The sequence below is a fragment of the Rossellomorea sp. H136 genome (genome assembly GCF_056838065.1).
Genome location: NZ_CM166371.1, coordinates 277,474 through 300,914 on the forward strand (window position 1 = coordinate 277,474; position 23,441 = coordinate 300,914).

Sequence of the window (23,441 nt, forward strand, 5' to 3'; positions counted from 1 at the left end):
GCCTTTTTTGTTATCGGAGGTGGACAAAGTGAAGATTAATAAGATACTGAACAACAATGTGATTGTCACCATGAAAGGCAAGCAGGAAGTAATTGTGATGGGGCGTGGACTCGCCTTTAATAAGCGTGTTGGAGAAGAAATCGATGAAGGTAAATTAAAAAAAATCTTCACTTTGGAAGACCAGGATATTACAAAGAAGTTCAAGGCCTTAATTGCATGAAGGTAATCTGGACACAATCAAAGAAGAAACGGTAGATTTTATTTCATTCAGTTATTATATGTCAATAACAGATAAAAAACATAAAACACCAGAAGAGGTTGGCGAAGGAAATCTCATTGGTGGAGTTAACTTGGGTTATTTTAAGAGAGAATAGATCAATAGATCTTCTATTCTCTCTTTTTTGGTGTGCCCAGCATGTGCACACGCTTTAGAGGTAAAGTCCCGAACGGTGAAGGTCGTTGTAGCCGTTAGCTGAAAGCAAGGGTGTTTAGGGCGACGTAGAACCTGAAGGAAGCTGAATAATATACTGTAAATATTTTTCATAATTGATTGTGAGTCCTTTTATTTTTATTTTAGGTATTAATCACTAGTATCTTCTGAAAAATCCACCACAATGTCATTAAATCTCTCACTATGCTTCAGAGCATAAAGTTGCCGCCGATTGCCTTCACTATTGCCTTTGGAGTCAGCTAATTAATTTAATGTTAGCAAATAAGTTTTTTGCCAATACAAAAAAAGCTCATTTTCTATTTGACAATGATAATCATTATCACTTATACTGTAAATGATAATAGTTCTCATTTTGTCCTGCGTACTTGACCTTGCTATACCCCTCTTTATCAAGTTCAATTACTTCTTTTATGAACTAAAAAGATACATATTTTGAGAAGTTAGATATTAGGAAGGCAGGAGAAGAATAATCGACTTTATTATTTGCCAATGGTGTTTTTATATCAATACGCATGAATTTGGTGAAGATGAATATGTCATTGATGGGGACCACTGTCCTTGCTGTGGGTTAGGGAATATCGCAGTGCCCGTTTTAAATGAACAAGAAGTTTAATGAATGGACCATACGATAAATTTCACGTCGAAAGGGAGGAATATGGATGGTTAACCATTTTATTGCAGTTCAATCATTCCTGCATCAAATTGACTGTTTTTGTCCTGACAAGCAACATTCAGATTTCGTAAAAATCAATCAGACCGATATCATTAGAATTCTGAATGAGCGTACATATAACGAGGTAAATGGATGGTATGTCTTAGTTGAGATTAACTATGACTGTTTTTATATAGCAGTAGAAGACTTAGATCATTACAATTTACAAGGCTTACTATATTCAGAATTAGACCTGGAACTTCAGTTGAATTATTTGAATTTCCATATAGATGAGTCACTCGATCAAGCGGATGAAGGTAAATTCAAAGAGGTCTCTAGTAGATGGCTAGAATTAAAAATGTTAAATGAGAAATTGGGAACAGCGGTGAAAAGTATTCAGTTCTCTCTATAATCATAAGCTAGTCTTCCCCCCTTGGACTTTGATAAAAATAAACAAATAAAAAGTAAAAAATGTGCAATAGTCGTTCACCAAAGTCGGGGAACGGTTTTTCTGTTAAAGCTAAAAAAGGCTATAGTGGTCATTCCTCATGGATTGACCACTTTTTTTGCGTTCCAAGAGAGTTGAAGCATTTGTAAATTCATCTGGTAGGTAAAAAGTATGATAAAAAGACATCCGTACTATGTAAACTCCATGTGACTTCTACTTTCTTACTAAACCAAAGCAGGTGATTACGTGGATTACTCAACCATGAAGCTAAGAACGCTGGTAGAACGGGTCATTGAAGGAGGCGAAAGGGCAAAGGAAGAATTCGAAAAGCGATGTGAAATTCCTTGGGCACAAGTAGGACGGTACCGATATCCATTGAGAAGAATCAAAGGGACTGAAATGGTTCTATCCATTCTGAATATGATAAAGTATGGGTAGAATAGTTCAGAAAGAGGGATACCGATGACAGTCAAACAATACTATCAAGACGCCTATATGAAAGCCTTTCAAACATCCATACAGGATCAACAGCAGGATGATACAGGCTGGTACGTCGTATTAGAACAAACACTTTTCTATCCAACAGGCGGTGGCCAGCCCCATGATACGGGAACATTAAAGGACAAGCGGGTTATCAATGTAGAAGAAGTGAACGGAGAAATCCGTCATTACATAGAAGAACCGTTCGAGGATATCTCAGGGGTCTTTGAGGGACAAATCGATTGGGAGCGCCGCTTTGATCATATGCAGCAGCACGCCGGTCAGCATATCCTGTCTGCCGCATTTGCAGAAGCGTTCCAATATGAGACGATCAGCTTTCACCTCGGGAAAGAGATTTTGACCATCGACTTACATGTAAGTGAAATCAAGGAGTCAGACGCTGTGAAAGCAGAGGCGCTGGCCAATCAGATTATTCGGGAAAGCAGGCAGATCGAGACGAAATGGATTAAGGAAGCGGAACTTTCGAACTATCCACTGAGAAAACTTCCCTCCGTCACCGACGATATCCGATTAGTGATCATACCGGATTTTGATTACAACGGATGTGGAGGTACACATCCGCGTTCTACGAGTGAAGTCGGGGCAATCAAGATTTTGGATTGGGAGAAGCATAAAGGTCATATCCGTTTGCAGTTTGTATGCGGGGACCGGGTACTGAATCAATTACACCGTAAGCATGGACTACTGAAAGAGCTCACCGGTGTGCTGCAGGCGCCGGAAGAAAATATGGTACCGGCCGTCGAAAGACTGCTGGCAAAGCAAAAAGAACAAGAGAGGGCATTGGAAGGGTTGAAAGAGGTTCTATTAGCGTATGAAGCAGAAGGATTAATTGGTGAGGGAACTCCAAAAGAAGGCTATACATTAATCAAAAAAGCTTACTCTGACCGCTCCATCCAAGAACTTCAAAAAATCGCACAGCATATCGTCACTAAGAGAGAAGAAACGATTGTGTTATTGGTTGTACAAAATGATCAAAAGCTTCAGCTCGTAGCGGCGAAGGGCTCCTCACCGAAGGTTAACTTAAGAGAGTTCGCCCAAAAGGTCTTTCCGATGATCAATGGGAAAGGCGGGGGAAAGGAATCGTTCGTTCAAGGTGGGGGAGAAGCTGTTATGAGTAGGGAAGAGCTTCTGGAAATTTTGGTAAATCAACTATAGCAACGGAGAATAGAGCCATCCGGTATGAACGGGTGGCTCTTTCAATTATATGGATACCTATAATTGAATTCGGAAAAATTCAATCAAAATCAATACGAGGAAACTTTCACACTTCACACACAAATGAATCTAATTACCTACCAATTTTAATACTTGTAATAAAAAACCTAAAAAATACCACTGAAAGATTTGAATACCTAGTTGTAAAATCAAATGTAAAACTTTGTAATTATTCAAAATACCTATTTTCAACTATGGAAAATTTTATAAAATAGTCCATTTATAACAGACAAAATTCGACAAAACGCTTGTCGGATTGACGTTGACTGCTACCAGTGATAATTATTATATAGAAAAAAGTATCAAGATTCTCGCCACTACCTTTAAGGTTCAAGCAGAAGACATGAGGCAGTTTAGAGAAGAACAACTAAAAGAACTTGCGGAAAAAGCCTCCCCGAAAGTAACACTTGCCACCACATGTATGGTGGCGCCTGTATCCATACTCATGATTGCCTGCCTGATGTTACTGAACTTAATTTAAGGGGAGAACAGTATTATTAAACTATTTGACAACAAAGTTTAATGTAATATTTTTATGTTCCTGCAAATGAATTTAACAAACAGAGTAATGTTTCGTTAGAAGGGGCACAACTTCTTAAAGAGATTGGAGAATTACAAGAAGAATTTGTTGAAAACGCTAATAGCTATACTCATTATTATGATAATCATATTTTAAAGACTAATACAATTGATGATAACGACCTTCTAAAAATAATGGAAGTATTATCTCATGTTAATAGACTCCAGTACTCAATAGACAAAAAAATTTATTATTTCATTTAACAAACTTAAAGAATTAGAAAAAAACATGAAGAAAATCGGTGTTTTTTCTAATCTCCCTAAAGATAGTCAAAAATTGCTCACAGAATTATTATCAAGTAAAGTTACAGAAAATACATTAAGATCACTAGATGAATTGAATTTAATCAAACCTTTGTTTAAATCAAACTTAAATCTAAGATCATGTATACGAAAGAACTGACATGCACCCCATGTCAGTTCTTTTCAACCCTAAACATTCGATATCCCACTCAAAATTGGTTAAAATAGAAAAGACACATACTGTTCGACAAATGGCTACAGCTTAAAGGAGAGAAATACATGACGCACTATGCGGATGATAGTTTAGCTTTACATACAGATTTGTATCAGATTAATATGACGAAGGCGTATTGGGATGATGATTTCCATAATCGAAAGGCTGTTTTTGAAGTGTTCTTTCGAAAGCTGCCTTTTGGGAATGGATATGCGGTTTTTGCCGGGCTTGAACGGATCATTGAATATGTGAAAAAGTTTCATTTCTCTGAGAGTGATATTGAGTATTTAAGAGAATTGGGTTATGAAGAGGAGTTCCTTCAGTACTTAGCGGACCTTCGATTTACGGGGACGATACGTTCGATGCAGGAAGGGGAGATTGCGTTCGGGAATGTTCCTCTTATCCGTGTCGAGGCTCCCTTGGCTCAAGCTCAGATACTTGAGACGGCGATCTTAAATATCGTGAACTATCAAACCCTGATTGCGACGAAGGCGAATCGAATTAAGCAAGTGGTCCAGGATGAAGTCGTGATGGAGTTTGGGACGAGAAGGGCCCATGAGCTGGATGCAGCCATTTGGGGGACGCGTGCGGCTTATATTGGCGGCTTTGATGCGACAAGTAATGTCCGGGCGGGTAAGTTATTTGGGATGCCGGTATCAGGTACCCATGCCCATTCAATGGTACAGGCATATCAGGATGATTATCAGGCATTCCATAAATATGCTGAGAGCCATAAGGACTGTGTGTTTTTAGTGGATACCTACGACACATTGAAATCGGGTGTACCCACGGCCATCCAGGTAGCAAAAGAGCTTGGAGACCGGATTAATTTCAAGGGTATTCGTTTGGACAGCGGTGATATGGCTTACTTATCCAAGAAAGCCCGTAAAATGCTTGATGAAGCAGGTTTTACAGATACAAAGATCATTGCTTCAAATGATCTGGATGAATATACGATTCTGAATTTAAAAGCCCAAGGAGCCCGGATTGATGTGTGGGGTGTGGGGACGAAGCTAATAACTGCCTATGATCAACCAGCTTTAGGTGCTGTATATAAACTCGCTTCCATTGAAAACGAATCGGGGGAAATGGAAGATACAATTAAAATATCCAGTAATGCTGAGAAAGTTTCCACTCCTGGACTTAAAAAGGTTTATCGTATCATCAATACGGTTAATCATAAATCAGAAGGGGAATATATTGCCTTAGAGCATGAAAATCCTCAAAATGAAAGCCGATTGAAAATGTTTCATCCAGTGCACACCTATATCAGTAAATTCATTACTAACTTCGAAGCGAGAGAGCTCCACGAGGATATTTTTAAAGATGGGGAGCTCGTTTACCAATCTCCTTCACTTGAATCAATGAGATCCTTTGTGAATGAAAACCTCGACCTGTTGTGGGACGAGTATAAACGTTCCATGAACCCAGAGGGATATCCCGTGGATTTAAGCGAAGAATGCTGGACAAACAAAATGAATCTGATTCAAAAGGTTAAGGCAAAGGTAAAAGAGAAATTCAACGAAACTATGTAATCGCGATAAAAGATGGGTAAATTAATTAGATCCAATAATAATGACAAAACTTAACATGGAGTGTGAAAACATGGATTCTCTTCAAAAACAAATTGTAGAAGAAATGATGGTATCCCCGGAAATCGATCCGCAGGAAGAAATACGTCGAAGTGTTGATTTTATGAAATCGTATTTGAAAAAGCATTCATTTTTGAAAAGCTTGGTCCTTGGCATTTCAGGTGGTCAGGATTCCACTTTATTAGGAAAACTTGCACAGATGGCAATCAACGAGATGAACGAGGAAACAAGTTCATCGGATTATGCTTTTTACGCAGTGAGGCTGCCCTACGGTGAGCAGGGAGATGCCGAGGACGCCATTGATGCAGTGGAATTCATTAACCCGACCGTTTCTTTGACGGTTAATGTCCAGCCGGCAGTCGATGCCAGCGTTGAAACTCTGAAGAAAAACGGCATCGAGCTTTCCGACTTTGTCAAAGGAAACGAAAAGGCTCGTGAACGGATGAAGGTTCAATTTGCTATTGCGGCCATGAAGAATGGAGTTGTACTGGGTACCGACCATTCTGCTGAAGCAGTTACCGGCTTTTATACGAAATACGGTGATGGAGCGGCAGACATCGTTCCCCTTTTCCGTCTGAATAAACGACAAGGGAAGAAACTCTTAATGGAACTTGGTTGTCCGGAACATTTATACAATAAGAAACCAACGGCAGACCTTGAGGAAGACCGTCCGCAACTTCCAGATGAGGAAGCACTTGGTGTCACATACGATCAGCTGGACGATTATTTGGAAGGAAAAGAAGTGCCTCTTGAAGCAAAGAAAGCTATCGAAGGTCATTACTTAAAAACACAGCATAAACGTCATTTGCCCGTTACGGTGTTTGATGATTTTTGGAAATAAGAATGGACTAAGCCAACTCTCGGCATGTGTGGGGTTGGCTTTTTAATTTGTTTGCGTTCTTTGACATTCGACAAAAATACAACTGTGACAGACCGGCGAGGTACTTATATCCTACCAAATCCCTAAAATTTCTATATGAATTTGCCATTTTATAGAGGATTTTCGACTTTTTAAACGAAAGTAATAATAGTTAAGGACGAAATTGATGTATCCAGGAGGGGTAAGATGTCACATGAAATGGTAAACCCGAAGCTGCAAAGTATCATTGATAATATAGAAAAAGTCATGATTGGAAAGAGGAAGGTAGCGGAACTGAGTGTCGTTTCACTTCTGGCCGGTGGGCATGTGTTGCTTGAGGACGTGCCCGGTGTGGGGAAAACGATGATGGTTCGTGCATTGGCGAAGTCGGTGGGGGCGAGCTTTAAACGCATTCAGTTCACACCGGATTTATTGCCTTCAGATGTAATAGGTGTGTCGATTTATAACCCGAAGGAAATGGAATTCACATTCAGGCCGGGTCCGATCATGGGGAACATTATTCTTGCGGATGAAATTAACCGGACGTCACCGAAGACCCAGTCCGCACTACTTGAGGGCATGGAAGAGAGCAGCGTGACGATCGATGGGATGACACGGAAGCTTGATAAACCTTTCTTCGTAATGGCGACCCAGAATCCGATTGAGTATGAAGGGACATATCCTCTACCGGAAGCGCAGCTTGACCGCTTCTTATTAAAGATGAAAATGGGGTATCCTGAACCGGAAGAAGAGATGGAGGTTCTTCATCGCGCTCAGAAAAACCCGCCGATCGATGAGTTGGAGTCTGTAATGACTTTGGAGGAACTGAGATATATTCAAGGGGAAGTGAAAGAAGTAGTAGTCGATGACACGATCAAGAAATACATTGTAGAAATTGCGAATCGTACAAGGATTCATGCCAATGTTTACTTGGGAGCAAGTCCACGTGGGTCCATTGCGTTAATGAAGGCATGTCAGGCATATGCCTTTTTAAGAGGCAGGGATTATGTGGTTCCCGATGACGTTCAATACTTGGCACCCTTTGTTTTATCCCACCGAATCATCATGAAATCTGAAGCGAGATATGAGGGGATCACTCCGGAAGAAGTGGTGGAAAGAGTGATGGCGCGTATCCCGGTTCCCGTACAAAGGCTTGTAAGATAAGATGAAGACGAAACTTCAATTTCTTAAACCATTTGGGAAGTTTCTGCTGCTGCTCATTTTAGTGGGGATCTCGTTTTCTTTCGCGATGTTCCAGGGGGGATTTGTCAGCTGGTTTTTATTCTATAGCTTTCTGCCATTCGCCCTTTATGCTGCTTCTGTATTCTTATATCCTCTTTCTGAGTTTTATGTAGAGAGGAGCTTCGAATCAAATGAGTACAAAGCGGGGGATGAGTTAAAGGTGACGATTACCCTTTCACGAAGAATTCCATTTCCTTTATTTTATATGGTGTTAGAGGATGTGGTAACAGATTCCGTTTTTCACCGTTCCAGTTTTCAAAAGGCGAAAGCGATGATTCACCCTGGATTCAGAAAACGAATCAAGCTCACGTATTACATAGAAGAACTGCCCCGTGGAGAGCATGTTTTCTCTGCTGTACTGCTCCGTTCCGGTGATTTCTTTGGCATATTTGAAAAGGAAGCAGTTGTCGATTGTACCAATAAACTTCTTGTATATCCGGGGTTCGTGGATGTTCCATACAGACCCCTGGAAAATCGCTATGATCAAGGGATGACCACTTCAAATGTGAAGATTCAGAAGGACACGACGATGGCAACGGGTATACGTGATTATCAACCGGGGGATCGCTTCTCGTGGATCCATTGGAAGACCTTTGCCAGAACCAATGAGTTGATGACGAAGGAGTTTGAGGAACGTCAATCCCATGATGTGCTGATTGTATTGGATCGGGAGGACTCTCCTGCCTTTGAATCGATGGTGACATTGTCGGCTTCGATGATTCGTTCCATCTTGAAAAAAGGGGCGCAAGTTGGACTTGTCTCGATTGGGGAAGATCATGTATCCTTTCCGATTCGGGGCGGTGAAGAACATCAAAGTCAGCTATTCTATCATCTGGCAAAGGTCAGACAAGATAGCCCTTACGCTTTAGGAAAAGTACTGCAGGGGGAAGGGTTGAATTACTCCCAATCCGCAGCTGTACTGTTAGTCACTTCGTCTGTTTCAAAAAAGATGATCATGAGTGTGAATCAGTATGCAAAGCGGAACAGTTCGGTTGTGATTTTTTTGGTGAAGCATACAGGGGAAGCCTATACGGCCGAGGAGAAATCGTTGAAAGCTTACGCCTCGTCCCGTGGTATTCGACTGAAGGTATGCTTTGAAGGTGACTTCTCTTCTGTCTTTATGGAGGTGAAACGAGCATGAGTCGTGAAACACCTAAACACCGATTCTTTGCGATTATGATCTACTTGTTTGGGTTTCTGCTGTTATGGGAATGGCTGAAGCCCCTTCAGGTGGTGACAGATACAGGGAGTTTGACGTATTTTGTGGTATTTATTGCTTTATCACTTGTCCTGTCCTATTTCAGGATTCACTATTTCCTGACAGCGGCAGTTAAGCTATTCTTTATTTTGTTTGCGTTACATGGATTGTATTATTCAGGTTCTTTTCTTACCTTTGCATGGTTAGAGAATTTTGGGAAAGACTTATGGCTGAATATTGGTTTGACAGTTGGCCGTGAATGGCCAAGTCTTTCGTTCGAGTACAGAAGCTTATTGTTCTTTGTTTTACTATGGCTGATGACGTATTTGCTTTATTACTGGTTATCCGTCAGAAAGAGGATTCTTCTCTTTTATGTGATGACCGTGACCTATATTTGTCTGATAGATACGTTCACGATTTATGAAGGGGATCTGGCGATTATCCGGGTCGTCATTTTCGGCTTCCTGTTAATGGGATTGTTGGCTCTCGAACGTTTGATTCAAAGGGAAAATCTTCTTGGATCCAAGATGAGCAGGCACCGTTGGATTGTGCCGCTTACGGTTATGCTTGGGGTGAGTTCAGTTGTTGCTTTTGCAGCCCCTAAGGCAGATCCCATCTGGCCGGATCCGGTGCCTTATATTCAATCCTTTGCGGAAGGAGCCGGTGGTAGTGGCGTGAACAAAGTAGGTTATGATGCAGATGATTCTCAGCTTGGTGGACCCTTTGTCGGTGATCCCACTGTCATTTTTAATGCTGAAGTAACGAGAGAACACTACTGGAGAATTGAAACGAAGGATCTATATACAGGGAAGGGCTGGGAGCAATCCATTCCTGATGACCAGCAGGCTGCAACCCCTTTTGACTCAGAGGAAGTGGTTCCCTTCACAACCAACGAACCGGATGGAGAGCGGGAAGTGGAAACAGAGAGGGTAATGGTGGAACGAACCTATTCCCATGTTGTCTATCCGTATGGGATAGAAAGAATAATCGGAAATGAAGAAGGCTATTTCTCCTTTGATCCCGTAAACGAAAAGGTTACAAGTTATGAAGGGGAAGACGAAACCATTAAATTAGAGGATTATGAACTTTCCTACCGCTCACCTTCCTATTCTCAGAAGAAGATGAAAGCAGCGAACGAAAGTCAGGAAATCATGCAGACACCTGAATTTGTGGACCGTTATACACAACTTCCTGAAACGACTCCCCAGCGTGTGAAGGACCTAGCTTTAGAGATTACATCGGAAGAAGATAATTGGTATGACAAAGTTAGGGCGATCGAAAACTATTTTTCGAAAGAAGCTTATGTGTACGACCAATTTGACGTGCCGGTTCCTGAAGAAGGGCAGGATTACGTCGACCAGTTCCTATTTGAAACCCAGAGAGGGTACTGTGATAACTTCTCCACTTCTATGGTCGTGTTAGTCCGGGCACTTGGAATCCCGGCAAGATGGGCAAAGGGATATACAGAAGGGGAATACAGTAGACAAGTGGATACGACGTATAAGCTGTATGAAGTTTCCAATAATAATGCTCACTCCTGGGTGGAGGTATTCTTCCCGGAAGTAGGATGGGTGCCGTTCGAGCCTACTGTTGGATTCAGTAATAACGTATCGTATCAATATGACCTGGATGTACCTGAGCCGGATAACAGCGAAGTCCCTGTTCCAGAGAAAGAGGAAACACCGAAACAGCCGATTCAACCTGAAGAAGATGATTCACTAGCAAATGGAAGTGGTTTTTCTCTGTCGAAGCTTTGGGATGATATTCAAACATTCTTTGTGGAAAACTGGGGCAAGCTTGTCATGGGACTCATGCTCTTTCTTATCATGGGAATTGCTTTGTACATCGTAAGAAGACGGTGGATGCCGTATGTCCTGATTTTCTATTATCGCAGAAAATCATCAGATGGCGTGTTTTCAGAAGCCTATCTTTCCTTAATCAAACAGCTTGAGAGATACGGACTGAAAATGGATGACGGGCAAACGTTAAGGGGCTATTCGCGATATATTGACTCATTCTTTGGCACCCATGAAATGACAAGCCTGACCAATAATTATGAACGTATTTTATATGGTCAGAGGCAAACGGAAGAAGATTGGTCGAAGATGAGGGAATTATGGGAAAATTTAATTAAAAGGACAACTGGTTGACCCTTTTGAAAACAAGGTATAAAATGATGTCAAATTCATAATAACGTTCGTTAGCATCCTTCGTATATCCTCGATAATACGGTTCGAAAGTATCTACCCGGTCACCTTAAATGACTGGACTATGAAGGCAGTGTTCTAATTTGACATCCCTGTATGCAAAAAAACTAGAATTCTGCCTTTTTTTAAGGCGAAGTCTGGTTTTTTTTATTTTTTAAGGAATGCTAACAACAACAAGTACTATAAGGATGGAGTACGTCCTGACCCATAAAAAACTGATGAGGTGAACTGAATGCTTGGTAAAGAAGAATTGCACAATCAAGAAATGATCGTCGTTTTGGACTTTGGTAGTCAATACAATCAATTAATCACGCGAAGAATTCGTGAGTTCGGTGTTTATAGTGAGCTCCATCCGCATACAGTTACCCTTGAAGAAATTCAGGAAATTAATCCTACAGGGATAATATTCTCCGGGGGACCGAACAGTGTCTACGGTGAAGACTCATTCCGTTGCGACGAGCGCATCTTTGATCTGGACATTCCGATTTTGGGAATCTGCTACGGTATGCAGCTTATGACCATGCACTTCGGCGGGAAGGTGGAACGCGCGAAGCACCGTGAATACGGAAAAGCGGCTATCAATGTAGAAAAACAATCTAAGTTATTCTCCAATCTGCCTGAAGAGCAAGTTGTATGGATGAGTCATGGAGATCTTGTCGTGGAAGCTCCCGCAGGCTTTGAGGTGAACGCAACGAATCCTTCTTGTCCGATTGCTTCCATGAGTAACGAAGAAAAAGGATTATATGCAGTTCAATTCCATCCCGAGGTACGTCACTCTGTGCACGGAAATGAAATGCTGAAAAACTTCGTATTCGAAGTGTGTGGGTGTGCAGGTGACTGGTCCATGGAGAATTTCATTGAAATGGAAATGGAGAAGATCCGTCAAACAGTTGGAGACAAAAAAGTCCTTTGCGCATTAAGCGGAGGAGTGGATTCTTCTGTTGTTGCTGTGTTGATCCATAAAGCAATCGGCGATCAATTAACTTGTATTTTCGTCGATCATGGCCTTCTTCGAAAAGGTGAAGCAGACAGCGTAATGAAAACTTTCGCTGACGGTTTTAACATGAACGTCATTAAAGTGGATGCGCAAGACCGTTTCTTAAATAAATTAAAAGGTGTCTCTGACCCTGAACAAAAACGTAAAATCATCGGGAATGAATTTATTTACGTGTTTGATGATGAAGCGACTAAGCTTAAAGGTATCGAGTATCTTGCACAAGGTACTTTATATACAGACATCATTGAAAGTGGAACAGCCACTGCTCAGACGATCAAATCTCACCACAATGTTGGTGGACTGCCTGAAGACATGCAGTTCACACTTATTGAGCCATTGAACACATTATTCAAAGATGAAGTGCGTGCATTAGGATCTGAACTGGGTATTCCTGATGAAATCGTATGGCGTCAACCATTCCCGGGACCGGGTCTTGGAATTCGTGTACTTGGTGAAATTTCTGAGCAGAAGCTTGAGATCGTTCGTGAATCTGATTACATCCTGCGTGATGAAATCAAGAAAGCGGGACTTGATCGTGACATTTGGCAATACTTCACTGTTTTGCCTGACATCCGAAGTGTCGGAGTGATGGGGGATGCCAGAACGTATGACTATACGATCGGAATCCGTGCCGTGACATCCATTGACGGTATGACTTCCGACTGGGCCCGTATTCCTTGGGATGTACTAGAGAAAATCTCAACACGTATCGTAAACGAAGTCGATCATATCAACCGCGTTGTGTATGATGTGACGAGTAAGCCACCTGCAACGATTGAGTGGGAATAGAAATTTATAGATTCTTGTACAGATAGGTGACAGGCATTTCCCGTCGAGGGTCGATTCTTAGAATTCGACAAAAAACGGGAGTGCCTGTCATTTTGTGTATAAAACGAACATTAATATAAATTTTAATAAATAATGTTCGTATTTTGTGTTGACGGTCATGTTTTGAGTTGGTACAATAGTACTGTAATCATATCAAAACATTATAAAAGTATTACGTCGTATAATTTCGGGAATAAGGCCCGAGCGTTTCTACCAAGCTACCGTAAATGGCTTGACTACGAGGTGATTGAGAATAGGACTGTTGAACAATTCACCATTTACCTATTCATCATGATCTTAACAGTCAAAGCCTTGAACTCTGGTAGTTCGAGGCTTTTTTATTGAAATGCTGGATTCTGCGACGACTCTATAGGAGGAGTACAAGAATGAAAAATTTCTTTCAGTTTGACCAGTTAGGAACGACGTATAGAAGGGAAATCATCGGGGGATTAACGACGTTTCTTTCAATGGCTTATATCCTGATCGTCAACCCATTGACGTTAACCCTTCAATCGGTACCGGATCTTCCGGATAGCATGAGAATGGATTACGGTGCAGTATTCGTCGCTACGGCTTTAGCGGCTGCCATTGGTTCCTTGATTATGGGGCTCATTGCAAAATATCCAATAGCCTTAGCTCCAGGTATGGGATTAAACGCATTCTTCGCATACACAGTAGTATTGACAATGGGTGTACCGTGGCAATCGGCATTAACTGGTGTGTTAATTTCAGGATTGATTTTCATCGTACTCACACTGTCGGGTATTCGGGAAAAAATTATTAACTCAATCCCTGCGGAGTTGAAATATGCCGTGGGAGCGGGTATTGGACTTTTCATTACCTTTATCGGATTTCAAAATGCAGGGATCATTGTGAACAACGATGCAGTATTAGTGGGTCTTGGAGATTTAACAAATGGCTCCACTCTTCTCGCCATTTTCGGAATCATCATCACCGTCATTCTGATGACAAGAGGCGTTAAAGGCGGTATTTTCATTGGGATGGTTATAACGGCAATCGTCGGAATGATCGTTGGGTTAATCGACACGCCTGAAAAAGTAGTAGACGCAGCACCAAGTCTTGCTCCTACGTTTGGAGCAGCATTAGATCCACTGTTTAATGATGCAGGCAGTATATTTACAATACAGATGCTTGTTGTGATTCTAACATTCTTATTCGTTGATTTTTTCGATACAGCAGGTACCCTTGTAGCGGTAGCCAATCAGGCAGGATTAATGAAGGAAAATAAATTACCGCGAGCTGGTAAAGCACTATTCGCTGACTCTTGTGCAACAGTGGTAGGAGCAATCTTAGGGACTTCAACGACCACGTCTTATATCGAATCTTCAGCAGGGGTAGCAGCAGGAGCGAGAACAGGATTTGCGTCAGTGGTAACGGCAGTCTTATTCTTACTCTCGATTTTCTTCTTCCCGCTGCTTGCCGTCATTACATCGGCAGTGACAGCACCGGCATTGATCATTGTAGGGGTGCTCATGGTTTCATCTTTGGGAGAAATTGATTGGAAGAAGTTTGAAGTAGCTGTGCCAGCATTCTTAACGATCGTAGCCATGCCATTAACGTACAGCATCGCTACGGGTATCGCCATCGGATTTATCTTTTACCCTATTACGATGATCATGAAAGGTCGCGTAAAGGAAATCCATCCGATCATGTATTTCTTGTTTGTTATCTTCGTTCTGTATTTTATTTTCTTAGTTTAAAACATAAAATTCTTAAGCTGGTCTCCCGCAGATCAGCTTTTTCTTATTTTATAAGGGAAAAGAGTGAAACATAAATAGAGGAAACGGGGGGAGCTCTAGAGAAGATACATGTATATGGGAAATATGAATTGAAAAAAGGATAGGTTTTCGTTAAAATCATGGAATCGGATAGTGTCGAAATCGGTCGAAATTATAGGGAGAATGACGATGTCTACTTTAAATGTGAAGAAAGCGTTGAATAACAATGTATTAATTGCAGATCACGAGAGCTACGGTGAAGTTGTGCTGATCGGGAAAGGGATAGGGTTCAACCGTAAAAAAGGAGATCCCATTCAGAATGATATTGCAGAAAAAATGTTTGTATTAAAAGGAGAGAAAGAACAGGAGCAGTATAAAAATCTTCTTCCTTTCTTAAATGATGATATGTCAAACGTCATCATTTCTGCCATCGAGTTAATTAGAAAAAGAACCAACTCTTTTCTAAATGAGCATATTCACATCGCCCTGACCGACCACATCCTTTTTGCGATTAACCGATTGATGAGAGGGATGGAAATCCGCAATCCGTTTCTGGTAGAAACGAGGACGCTATATCCATTCGAATACGAAATTGCCAGAGAAGTGGTTGGCATGATCAATGAAATGACCGATGTTCATTTACCTGAGGGGGAAATTGGGTTTATTGCCCTTCATATCCATAGCGCCATGATGAACAAGGATCTGTCTGAAGTGAATCAACACTCCCAGTTGATTGGTCGCCTAACCGGGATGATCGAACAACAGCTGGATGTGAAAATTAATAAGGAAAGCGTCGATTATATGAGGCTTGTGCGCCACATTCGATATACGATAGAGCGGGTACTTAGGGAAGAACGCGTAGAAGAACCAGAAAAAATTGCAAAACTGTTGAAAGAGGAATACCCTCTCTGCTATAATTTATCTTGGAAGCTGATCAAGATGATGCAGCAAACATTACAAAAACCTGTCTACGATGCTGAGGCTGTATATTTAACCATGCATTTGCAGCGTATTCAGAATAAGGTTAAATAAAGCACTTATCTTTCTTACGTGTTACTGATACGATCAGGCATGAGTGAAGAAGATGATTGAAACGTATATTTTGGGGTAGTCTATCCTTATACGTTCATTATCCTCTTTTCTCATGCCTTTTTTGTTTGCAATCATCATCTAATTAGTTGAAAAAAAGAACGAAATATAAGGAGGAAACTTCATGTTTAAAAAGGCTTTTGGTGTTTTACAAAAAGTCGGTAAAGCCCTCATGCTGCCTGTAGCTATCTTGCCAGCAGCCGGACTTCTGCTTGCATTCGGTAATGCACTGCAAAATCCGACGTTATTAGAAATTGCCCCATTCCTTTCAAACGGCGGCGTTGAAATGGTCGCCAGTGTCATGGAGCAAGCAGGTGGAATTATTTTCGGAAACTTAGCCCTGTTATTCGCAGTGGGTGTAGCCATCGGATTAGCTGGTGGTGAAGGGGTAGCTGGTTTAGCGGCTATCGTTGGTTTCTTGATTATGAACGTAACTATGGGAACAGTTGAAGGACTGGGAATCGGGGATGTAACAGGTGATGGTGTAGACCCTGCATACGCACTTGTTCTCGGAATTCCTACACTTCAAACAGGGGTATTCGGCGGTATTATCGTCGGAATACTTGCTGCGTCTATGTATAATCGTTTCTTCCAGATCGAACTTCCTTCATATCTGGGATTCTTTGCAGGGAAACGATTTGTACCAATTGCAACGGCAGCTTCTGCTGTTGTATTAGGACTATTGATGTTATTAATTTGGCCACCGATCCAAAATGGCCTTAATTCATTCTCTAACTTTATGCTTGGTGAAAACAGAGCATTTGCTGCATTCATATTTGGTGTCATCGAACGTGCACTCATACCATTTGGACTTCACCATATTTTCTACTCACCATTCTGGTTTGAGTTTGGTTCGTATACTTCAGAAGCAGGAAATATTATTCGTGGGGACCAGGCAATCTTTATGAAACAGATTCAAGATGGTGTACAAGATCTGACTGCAGGTACCTTCATGACTGGTAAATTCCCATTCATGATGTTCGGTCTTCCGGCAGCGGCATTAGCGATCTACCATGAGGCAAAACCTGAAAGAAAAGCAGTTGTAGCAGGTATCATGGGCTCGGCAGCTTTAACATCATTCTTAACAGGTATCACAGAACCAATCGAATTCTCATTCTTATTCGTAGCACCAGTTCTTTTCGGTATCCATACAATCTTTGCAGGGTTATCTTTCTTAACCATGCATCTATTAGATGTTAAAATCGGTATGACATTCTCAGGTGGTTTGATCGACTACATCTTATTCGGATTGATCAACCCACAAACAAATGCCTGGATCGTTATTCCGGTAGGGGCAGTATTTGCTGTCATTTACTACTTCGGGTTCCGTTTCGCTATTCGTAAGTTCAATCTCATGACTCCTGGTCGTGAAGATGTAGACGAAGATGACGATGGATCACCGGCAAGTTCAGCTGGAGACCTTCCATACAACATCCTTGAAGCAATGGGTGGACAAGAGAACATCGCTCACTTAGACGCATGTATCACTCGTCTTCGTGTTTCTGTTAATGATGTGAAGAGTGTCGACAAAAATCGTTTGAAAAAATTAGGTGCTTCAGGAGTACTTGAAGTTGGAGACAACATACAAGCGATCTTCGGACCTAAGTCAGACACGATCAAATCACAAATGCAAGACATCATCCGTGGAAAGGCTCCACGTAGAGTAGAAACAAGCCCTAATGAAGAAGTTGAGCAGCAAATTGAAGAAGTGAACCCGGATGCACTTCGAACAACTGAAGAAGAAAAGAACGAAAAATTTGTAGCTCCTATCACTGGAGAATTGAAAGATATCACGGAAGTCCCTGACCAAGTATTCTCAGGAAAAATGATGGGTGACGGATTTGCGATCGTACCTACAGAAGGAACAATCGTTTCTCCTATCACAGGTAAAGTCGTAAACGTATTCCCGACGAAGCATGCCATCGGACTTGAATCTAAAGCAGGCCGTGAAGTTCTGATCCATGTTGGGATCGATACGGTTAAATTAGAAGGTAAAGGATTCGAAGCGCTAGTAAAAGAGGGCGACCAGGTAGAAGCGGGTCAACCATTACTGGAAGTGGATCTTGACTACATCAAAGAAAACGCACCATCTATTATGACACCGATTGTCTTTACGAACCTTAAAGAAGGTCAACAAGTAACAATCGAGAAATCAGGTAAAGTAAACCGTAACGACGAAAACATCATCAAGATCGATTAAAGAATAATTAAAACCCATTTTCATTCTCTGTAGAGAAGAATGAAAATGGGTTTTTTTGTTAGTTTGGAAAAATTAATAGAGGGAATGAAATAGGTATAGTTGCTACTATATAGAAGAAAGATACTAGATGGCATCAGTGGAAAGGCTAAGTTTTGGATGTTTGGTCATAAAGAAGAGTAGAATATAATAGAAAGACTAGAAGTTTTTCAAAAAACTCTCTCGAAAGTATTGACGTATATCTAATAGATTGATATACTTTAAAAACCGTCGCAAGAGAGCAGCGAGCACATAACAACTTGAAATAGCGATTGAAAACATCATGAAAAAAGTTGTTGACAAAACATTGTAATCTTGATATGATGGTCAAGTCGCTTCAAACGAAGCACTTACACATTGAACCTTGAAAACTGAACAAAACAAGACAATACGTCAACGTTAATTCTAGATTTATTTTTAAAGAGCTATTCAAACTTTTATCGGAGAGTTTGATCCTGGCTCAGGACGAACGCTGGCGGCGTGCCTAATACATGCAAGTCGAGCGGACTGATGGGAGCTTGCTCCCATCAGTCAGCGGCGGACGGGTGAGTAACACGTGGGTAACCTGCCTGTAAGACTGGGATAACTCCGGGAAACCGGGGCTAATACCGGATAACTCATTTCCTCGCATGAGGAAATGTTGAAAGGTGGCTTTTAGCTATCACTTACAGATGGACCCGCGGCGCATTAGCTAGTTGGTGAGGTAACGGCTCACCAAGGCGACGATGCGTAGCCGACCTGAGAGGGTGATCGGCCACACTGGGACTGAGACACGGCCCAGACTCCTACGGGAGGCAGCAGTAGGGAATCTTCCGCAATGGACGAAAGTCTGACGGAGCAACGCCGCGTGAGTGATGAAGGTTTTCGGATCGTAAAACTCTGTTGTTAGGGAAGAACAAGTACCGTTCGAATAGGGCGGTACCTTGACGGTACCTAACCAGAAAGCCACGGCTAACTACGTGCCAGCAGCCGCGGTAATACGTAGGTGGCAAGCGTTGTCCGGAATTATTGGGCGTAAAGCGCGCGCAGGTGGTTTCTTAAGTCTGATGTGAAAGCCCACGGCTCAACCGTGGAGGGTCATTGGAAACTGGGGAACTTGAGTGCAGAAGAGGAAAGTGGAATTCCAAGTGTAGCGGTGAAATGCGTAGATATTTGGAGGAACACCAGTGGCGAAGGCGACTTTCTGGTCTGTAACTGACACTGAGGCGCGAAAGCGTGGGGAGCAAACAGGATTAGATACCCTGGTAGTCCACGCCGTAAACGATGAGTGCTAAGTGTTAGGGGGTTTCCGCCCCTTAGTGCTGCAGCTAACGCATTAAGCACTCCGCCTGGGGAGTACGGTCGCAAGACTGAAACTCAAAGGAATTGACGGGGGCCCGCACAAGCGGTGGAGCATGTGGTTTAATTCGAAGCAACGCGAAGAACCTTACCAGGTCTTGACATCCTCTGACAACCCTAGAGATAGGGCTTTCCCCTTCGGGGGACAGAGTGACAGGTGGTGCATGGTTGTCGTCAGCTCGTGTCGTGAGATGTTGGGTTAAGTCCCGCAACGAGCGCAACCCTTGATCTTAGTTGCCAGCATTCAGTTGGGCACTCTAAGATGACTGCCGGTGACAAACCGGAGGAAGGTGGGGATGACGTCAAATCATCATGCCCCTTATGACCTGGGCTACACACGTGCTACAATGGACGGTACAAAGGGCAGCAAGACCGCGAGGTTTAGCCAATCCCATAAAACCGTTCTCAGTTCGGATTGTAGGCTGCAACTCGCCTACATGAAGCTGGAATCGCTAGTAATCGCGGATCAGCATGCCGCGGTGAATACGTTCCCGGGCCTTGTACACACCGCCCGTCACACCACGAGAGTTTGTAACACCCGAAGTCGGTGAGGTAACCTTTTGGAGCCAGCCGCCTAAGGTGGGACAGATGATTGGGGTGAAGTCGTAACAAGGTAGCCGTATCGGAAGGTGCGGCTGGATCACCTCCTTTCTAAGGAAGATTTAACTAAACGTTTGACACGTCGAAGTTTTGTTCAGTTTTGATGGTTTAATAAGGTTTTTTGCGAAAGCAAAATAACCATCCATCAAAACTTTTTGTCTCTTACGAGATCAAAATGTGTTTGTTCTTTGAAAACTAGATAAAGATAAATTGATAGTCAAGAAATTACCGAGTATCGCCATTTTAGGTTTTAAACCTGATGTAACAACCAATTCGGTTAAGTTATGAAGGGCGCACGGTGGATGCCTTGGCACTAGGAGCCGACGAAGGACGGGACTAACACCGATATGCTTTGGGGAGCTGTAAGTGAGCTTTGATCCAGAGATTTCCGAATGGGGGAACCCATTGTTCGTAATGGAACAATATCCTTACTTGAATACATAGAGTATGGAAGGCAGACCCAGGGAACTGAAACATCTAAGTACCTGGAGGAAGAGAAAGCAATTGCGATTCCCTGAGTAGCGGCGAGCGAAACGGGATGTAGCCCAAACCAAGAGGCTTGCCTCTTGGGGTTGTAGGACACTCTATACGGAGTTACAAAGGAATGAAGTAGACGAAGAAGTCTGGAAAGGCTCGTCAAAGAAGGTAACAACCCTGTAGTTGAAACTTCATTCTCTCTTGAGTGGATCCTGAGTACGGCGGGACACGTGAAATCCCGTCGGAAGCTGGGAGGACCATCTCCCAAGGCTAAATACTCCCTAGTGACCGATAGTGAACCAGTACCGTGAGGGAAAGGTGAAAAGCACCCCGGAAGGGGAGTGAAATAGAACCTGAAACCGTGTGCCTACAAGTAGTCAGAGCCCGTTAACGGGTGATGGCGTGCCTTTTGTAGAATGAACCGGCGAGTTACGATCCCATGCAAGGTTAAGTCGATGAGACGGAGCCGCAGCGAAAGCGAGTCTGAATAGGGCGAATTGAGTATGTGGTCGTAGACCCGAAACCAGGTGATCTACCCATGTCCAGGATGAAGTTCAGGTAACACTGAATGGAGGTCCGAACCCACGCACGTTGAAAAGTGCGGGGATGAGGTGTGGGTAGCGGAGAAATTCCAATCGAACTTGGAGATAGCTGGTTCTCTCCGAAATAGCTTTAGGGCTAGCCTCATGTGTAAGAGTCTTGGAGGTAGAGCACTGTTTGGACTAGGGGCCCTCATCGGGTTACCGAATTCAGACAAACTCCGAATGCCAAAGACTTATCCATGGGAGTCAGACTGCGAGTGATAAGATCCGTAGTCGAAAGGGAAACAGCCCAGACCACCAGCTAAGGTCCCAAAGTATACGTTAAGTGGAAAAGGATGTGGAGTTGCTTAGACAACCAGGATGTTGGCTTAGAAGCAGCCACCATTTAAAGAGTGCGTAATAGCTCACTGGTCGAGTGACTCTGCGCCGAAAATGTACCGGGGCTAAACGTATCACCGAAGCTGTGGATTGACACCTTTAGGTGTCAGTGGTAGGAGAGCGTTCTAAGGACTGCGAAGCTAGACCGTAAGGACTGGTGGAGTGCTTAGAAGTGAGAATGCCGGTATGAGTAGCGAAAGATGGGTGAGAATCCCATCCACCGAATGCCTAAGGTTTCCTGAGGAAGGCTCGTCCGCTCAGGGTTAGTCGGGACCTAAGTCGAGGCCGATAGGCGTAGACGATGGACAACAGGTTGATATTCCTGTACCACCTCTTTTCCGTTTGAGCAATGGGGGGACGCAGGAGGATAGGGTAAGCGCACTGCTGGATATGTGCGTCTAAGCAGTTAGGCTGATGATGAGGCAAATCCCATCATCGTGAAGGCTGAGCTGTGATAGCGAGCGAATTATAGTAGCGAAGTTCCTGATTCCACACTGCCAAGAAAAGCCTCTAGCGAGGAAAAAGGTGCCCGTACCGCAAACCGACACAGGTAGGCGAGGAGAGAATCCTAAGGTGAGCGAGAGAACTCTCGTTAAGGAACTCGGCAAAATGACCCCGTAACTTCGGGAGAAGGGGTGCTCTGGTAGGGTGCAAGCCCGAGAGAGCCGCAGTGAATAGGCCCAGGCGACTGTTTAGCAAAAACACAGGTCTCTGCGAAGCCGTAAGGCGAAGTATAGGGGCTGACGCCTGCCCGGTGCTGGAAGGTTAAGAGGAGTGCTTAGCGCAAGCGAAGGTGCGAATCGAAGCCCCAGTAAACGGCGGCCGTAACTATAACGGTCCTAAGGTAGCGAAATTCCTTGTCGGGTAAGTTCCGACCCGCACGAAAGGCGTAACGATCTGGGCACTGTCTCAACGAGAGACTCGGTGAAATTATAGTACCTGTGAAGATGCAGGTTACCCGCGACAGGACGGAAAGACCCCGTGGAGCTTTACTGTAGCCTGATATTGAATTTTGGTACAGCTTGTACAGGATAGGTAGGAGCCTTGGAAGCCGGAGCGCCAGCTTCGGTGGAGGCATCGGTGGGATACTACCCTGGCTGTATTGAAATTCTAACCCGCGCCCCTTATCGGGGTGGGAGACAGTGTCAGGTGGGCAGTTTGACTGGGGCGGTCGCCTCCTAAAGAGTAACGGAGGCGCCCAAAGGTTCCCTCAGAATGGTTGGAAATCATTCGCAGAGTGTAAAGGCACAAGGGAGCTTGACTGCGAGACCTACAAGTCGAGCAGGGACGAAAGTCGGGCTTAGTGATCCGGTGGTTCCGCATGGAAGGGCCATCGCTCAACGGATAAAAGCTACCCCGGGGATAACAGGCTTATCTCCCCCAAGAGTCCACATCGACGGGGAGGTTTGGCACCTCGATGTCGGCTCATCGCATCCTGGGGCTGTAGTCGGTCCCAAGGGTTGGGCTGTTCGCCCATTAAAGCGGTACGCGAGCTGGGTTCAGAACGTCGTGAGACAGTTCGGTCCCTATCCGTCGTGGGCGCAGGAAATTTGAGAGGAGCTGTCCTTAGTACGAGAGGACCGGGATGGACGCACCGCTGGTGTACCAGTTGTCTTGCCAAAGGCATCGCTGGGTAGCTATGTGCGGAAGGGATAAGTGCTGAAAGCATCTAAGCATGAAGCCCCCCTCGAGATGAGATTTCCCATCACGTATGTGAGTAAGATCCCTAGAAGATGACTAGGTAGATAGGTCAGAGATGGAAGCATGGCGACATGTGGAGTTGACTGATACTAATCGATCGAGGACTTAACCACAA

At 43.3% G+C, this 23,441-nt stretch carries 14 protein-coding genes, 2 rRNA genes and 2 riboswitches; all 16 genes read left to right on the forward strand.

Annotated elements, in window-relative coordinates:
- Positions 1 to 28: 28 nt before the first annotated feature.
- The 16 genes from ACYH0O_RS01555 to ACYH0O_RS01630 all read left to right on the forward strand — a co-directional run bounded on the left by ACYH0O_RS01555 (position 29) and on the right by ACYH0O_RS01630 (position 23,439).
- On the forward strand, positions 29 to 220 hold the full coding sequence (locus ACYH0O_RS01555; protein ID WP_482630853.1) for a CAT RNA binding domain-containing protein: 192 nt from the start codon (positions 29 to 31) through the stop codon (positions 218 to 220).
- Positions 221 to 1,110: 890 nt separating this feature from the next.
- The gene (locus ACYH0O_RS01560; RefSeq protein WP_482630854.1) at positions 1,111 to 1,515 is read left to right on the forward strand and encodes a hypothetical protein; all 405 of its coding nucleotides are present in this window, start codon (positions 1,111 to 1,113) and stop codon (positions 1,513 to 1,515) included.
- A gap of 282 nt (positions 1,516 to 1,797) precedes the next feature.
- Entirely contained in the window at positions 1,798 to 1,989 is a 192-nt protein-coding gene (locus ACYH0O_RS01565; protein ID WP_482630855.1) for a hypothetical protein, read from the forward strand.
- A 24-nt stretch (positions 1,990 to 2,013) separates the two neighbouring features.
- Positions 2,014 to 3,207 (forward strand): alanyl-tRNA editing protein, encoded by a 1,194-nt coding sequence (locus ACYH0O_RS01570; protein ID WP_482630856.1) that lies wholly within the window; start codon positions 2,014 to 2,016, stop codon positions 3,205 to 3,207.
- Between the two features lie 322 nt (positions 3,208 to 3,529).
- Positions 3,530 to 3,748 (forward strand): hypothetical protein, encoded by a 219-nt coding sequence (locus ACYH0O_RS01575; RefSeq protein WP_482630857.1) that lies wholly within the window; start codon positions 3,530 to 3,532, stop codon positions 3,746 to 3,748.
- Between the two features lie 620 nt (positions 3,749 to 4,368).
- The gene (locus tag ACYH0O_RS01580) at positions 4,369 to 5,838 is read left to right on the forward strand and encodes a nicotinate phosphoribosyltransferase (RefSeq protein WP_482630858.1); all 1,470 of its coding nucleotides are present in this window, start codon (positions 4,369 to 4,371) and stop codon (positions 5,836 to 5,838) included.
- 70 nt (positions 5,839 to 5,908) lie between these two features.
- Positions 5,909 to 6,736 carry an ammonia-dependent NAD(+) synthetase gene (nadE, locus tag ACYH0O_RS01585; protein ID WP_482630859.1) on the forward strand — a complete coding sequence of 276 codons (828 nt, stop codon included), beginning with the start codon at positions 5,909 to 5,911 and terminating at the stop codon, positions 6,734 to 6,736.
- Between the two features lie 225 nt (positions 6,737 to 6,961).
- Positions 6,962 to 7,918, forward strand: a complete 957-nt coding sequence (locus ACYH0O_RS01590) for an AAA family ATPase (RefSeq protein ID WP_482630860.1) — start codon at positions 6,962 to 6,964, stop codon at positions 7,916 to 7,918.
- A 1-nt stretch (position 7,919) separates the two neighbouring features.
- Complete coding sequence (locus ACYH0O_RS01595) at positions 7,920 to 9,137, forward strand: DUF58 domain-containing protein (protein WP_482630861.1); 1,218 nt, start codon at positions 7,920 to 7,922, stop codon at positions 9,135 to 9,137.
- Complete coding sequence (locus tag ACYH0O_RS01600; protein ID WP_482630862.1) at positions 9,134 to 11,344, forward strand: transglutaminase TgpA family protein; 2,211 nt, start codon at positions 9,134 to 9,136, stop codon at positions 11,342 to 11,344. The genes ACYH0O_RS01595 and ACYH0O_RS01600 overlap by 4 nt, the downstream gene beginning before the upstream one ends.
- 40 nt (positions 11,345 to 11,384) lie before the next feature.
- Positions 11,385 to 11,486, forward strand: a riboswitch (purine riboswitch).
- 147 nt (positions 11,487 to 11,633) lie between these two features.
- Positions 11,634 to 13,187 (forward strand): glutamine-hydrolyzing GMP synthase, encoded by a 1,554-nt coding sequence (guaA, locus tag ACYH0O_RS01605; protein ID WP_482630863.1) that lies wholly within the window; start codon positions 11,634 to 11,636, stop codon positions 13,185 to 13,187.
- Positions 13,188 to 13,383: 196 nt separating this feature from the next.
- A riboswitch (purine riboswitch) is annotated at positions 13,384 to 13,485 on the forward strand.
- Between the two features lie 127 nt (positions 13,486 to 13,612).
- Positions 13,613 to 14,947 (forward strand): NCS2 family permease, encoded by a 1,335-nt coding sequence (locus tag ACYH0O_RS01610; protein ID WP_482630864.1) that lies wholly within the window; start codon positions 13,613 to 13,615, stop codon positions 14,945 to 14,947.
- Between the two features lie 207 nt (positions 14,948 to 15,154).
- Positions 15,155 to 15,997, forward strand: coding sequence for a glucose PTS transporter transcription antiterminator GlcT (glcT, locus tag ACYH0O_RS01615; RefSeq protein ID WP_482630865.1), 843 nt, complete (start codon positions 15,155 to 15,157; stop codon positions 15,995 to 15,997).
- A gap of 181 nt (positions 15,998 to 16,178) precedes the next feature.
- Positions 16,179 to 18,254: a glucose-specific PTS transporter subunit IIBC gene (gene ptsG, locus ACYH0O_RS01620; protein ID WP_482630866.1), complete on the forward strand. Its 2,076-nt coding sequence runs from the start codon at positions 16,179 to 16,181 to the stop codon at positions 18,252 to 18,254.
- A gap of 473 nt (positions 18,255 to 18,727) precedes the next feature.
- A 16S ribosomal RNA gene (locus ACYH0O_RS01625) occupies positions 18,728 to 20,279 on the forward strand.
- 224 nt (positions 20,280 to 20,503) lie between these two features.
- Positions 20,504 to 23,439: ribosomal RNA gene (locus ACYH0O_RS01630) — 23S ribosomal RNA — on the forward strand.
- The 16S and 23S rRNA genes sit together here, the layout of an rRNA operon.
- Positions 23,440 to 23,441: the final 2 nt, after the last annotated feature.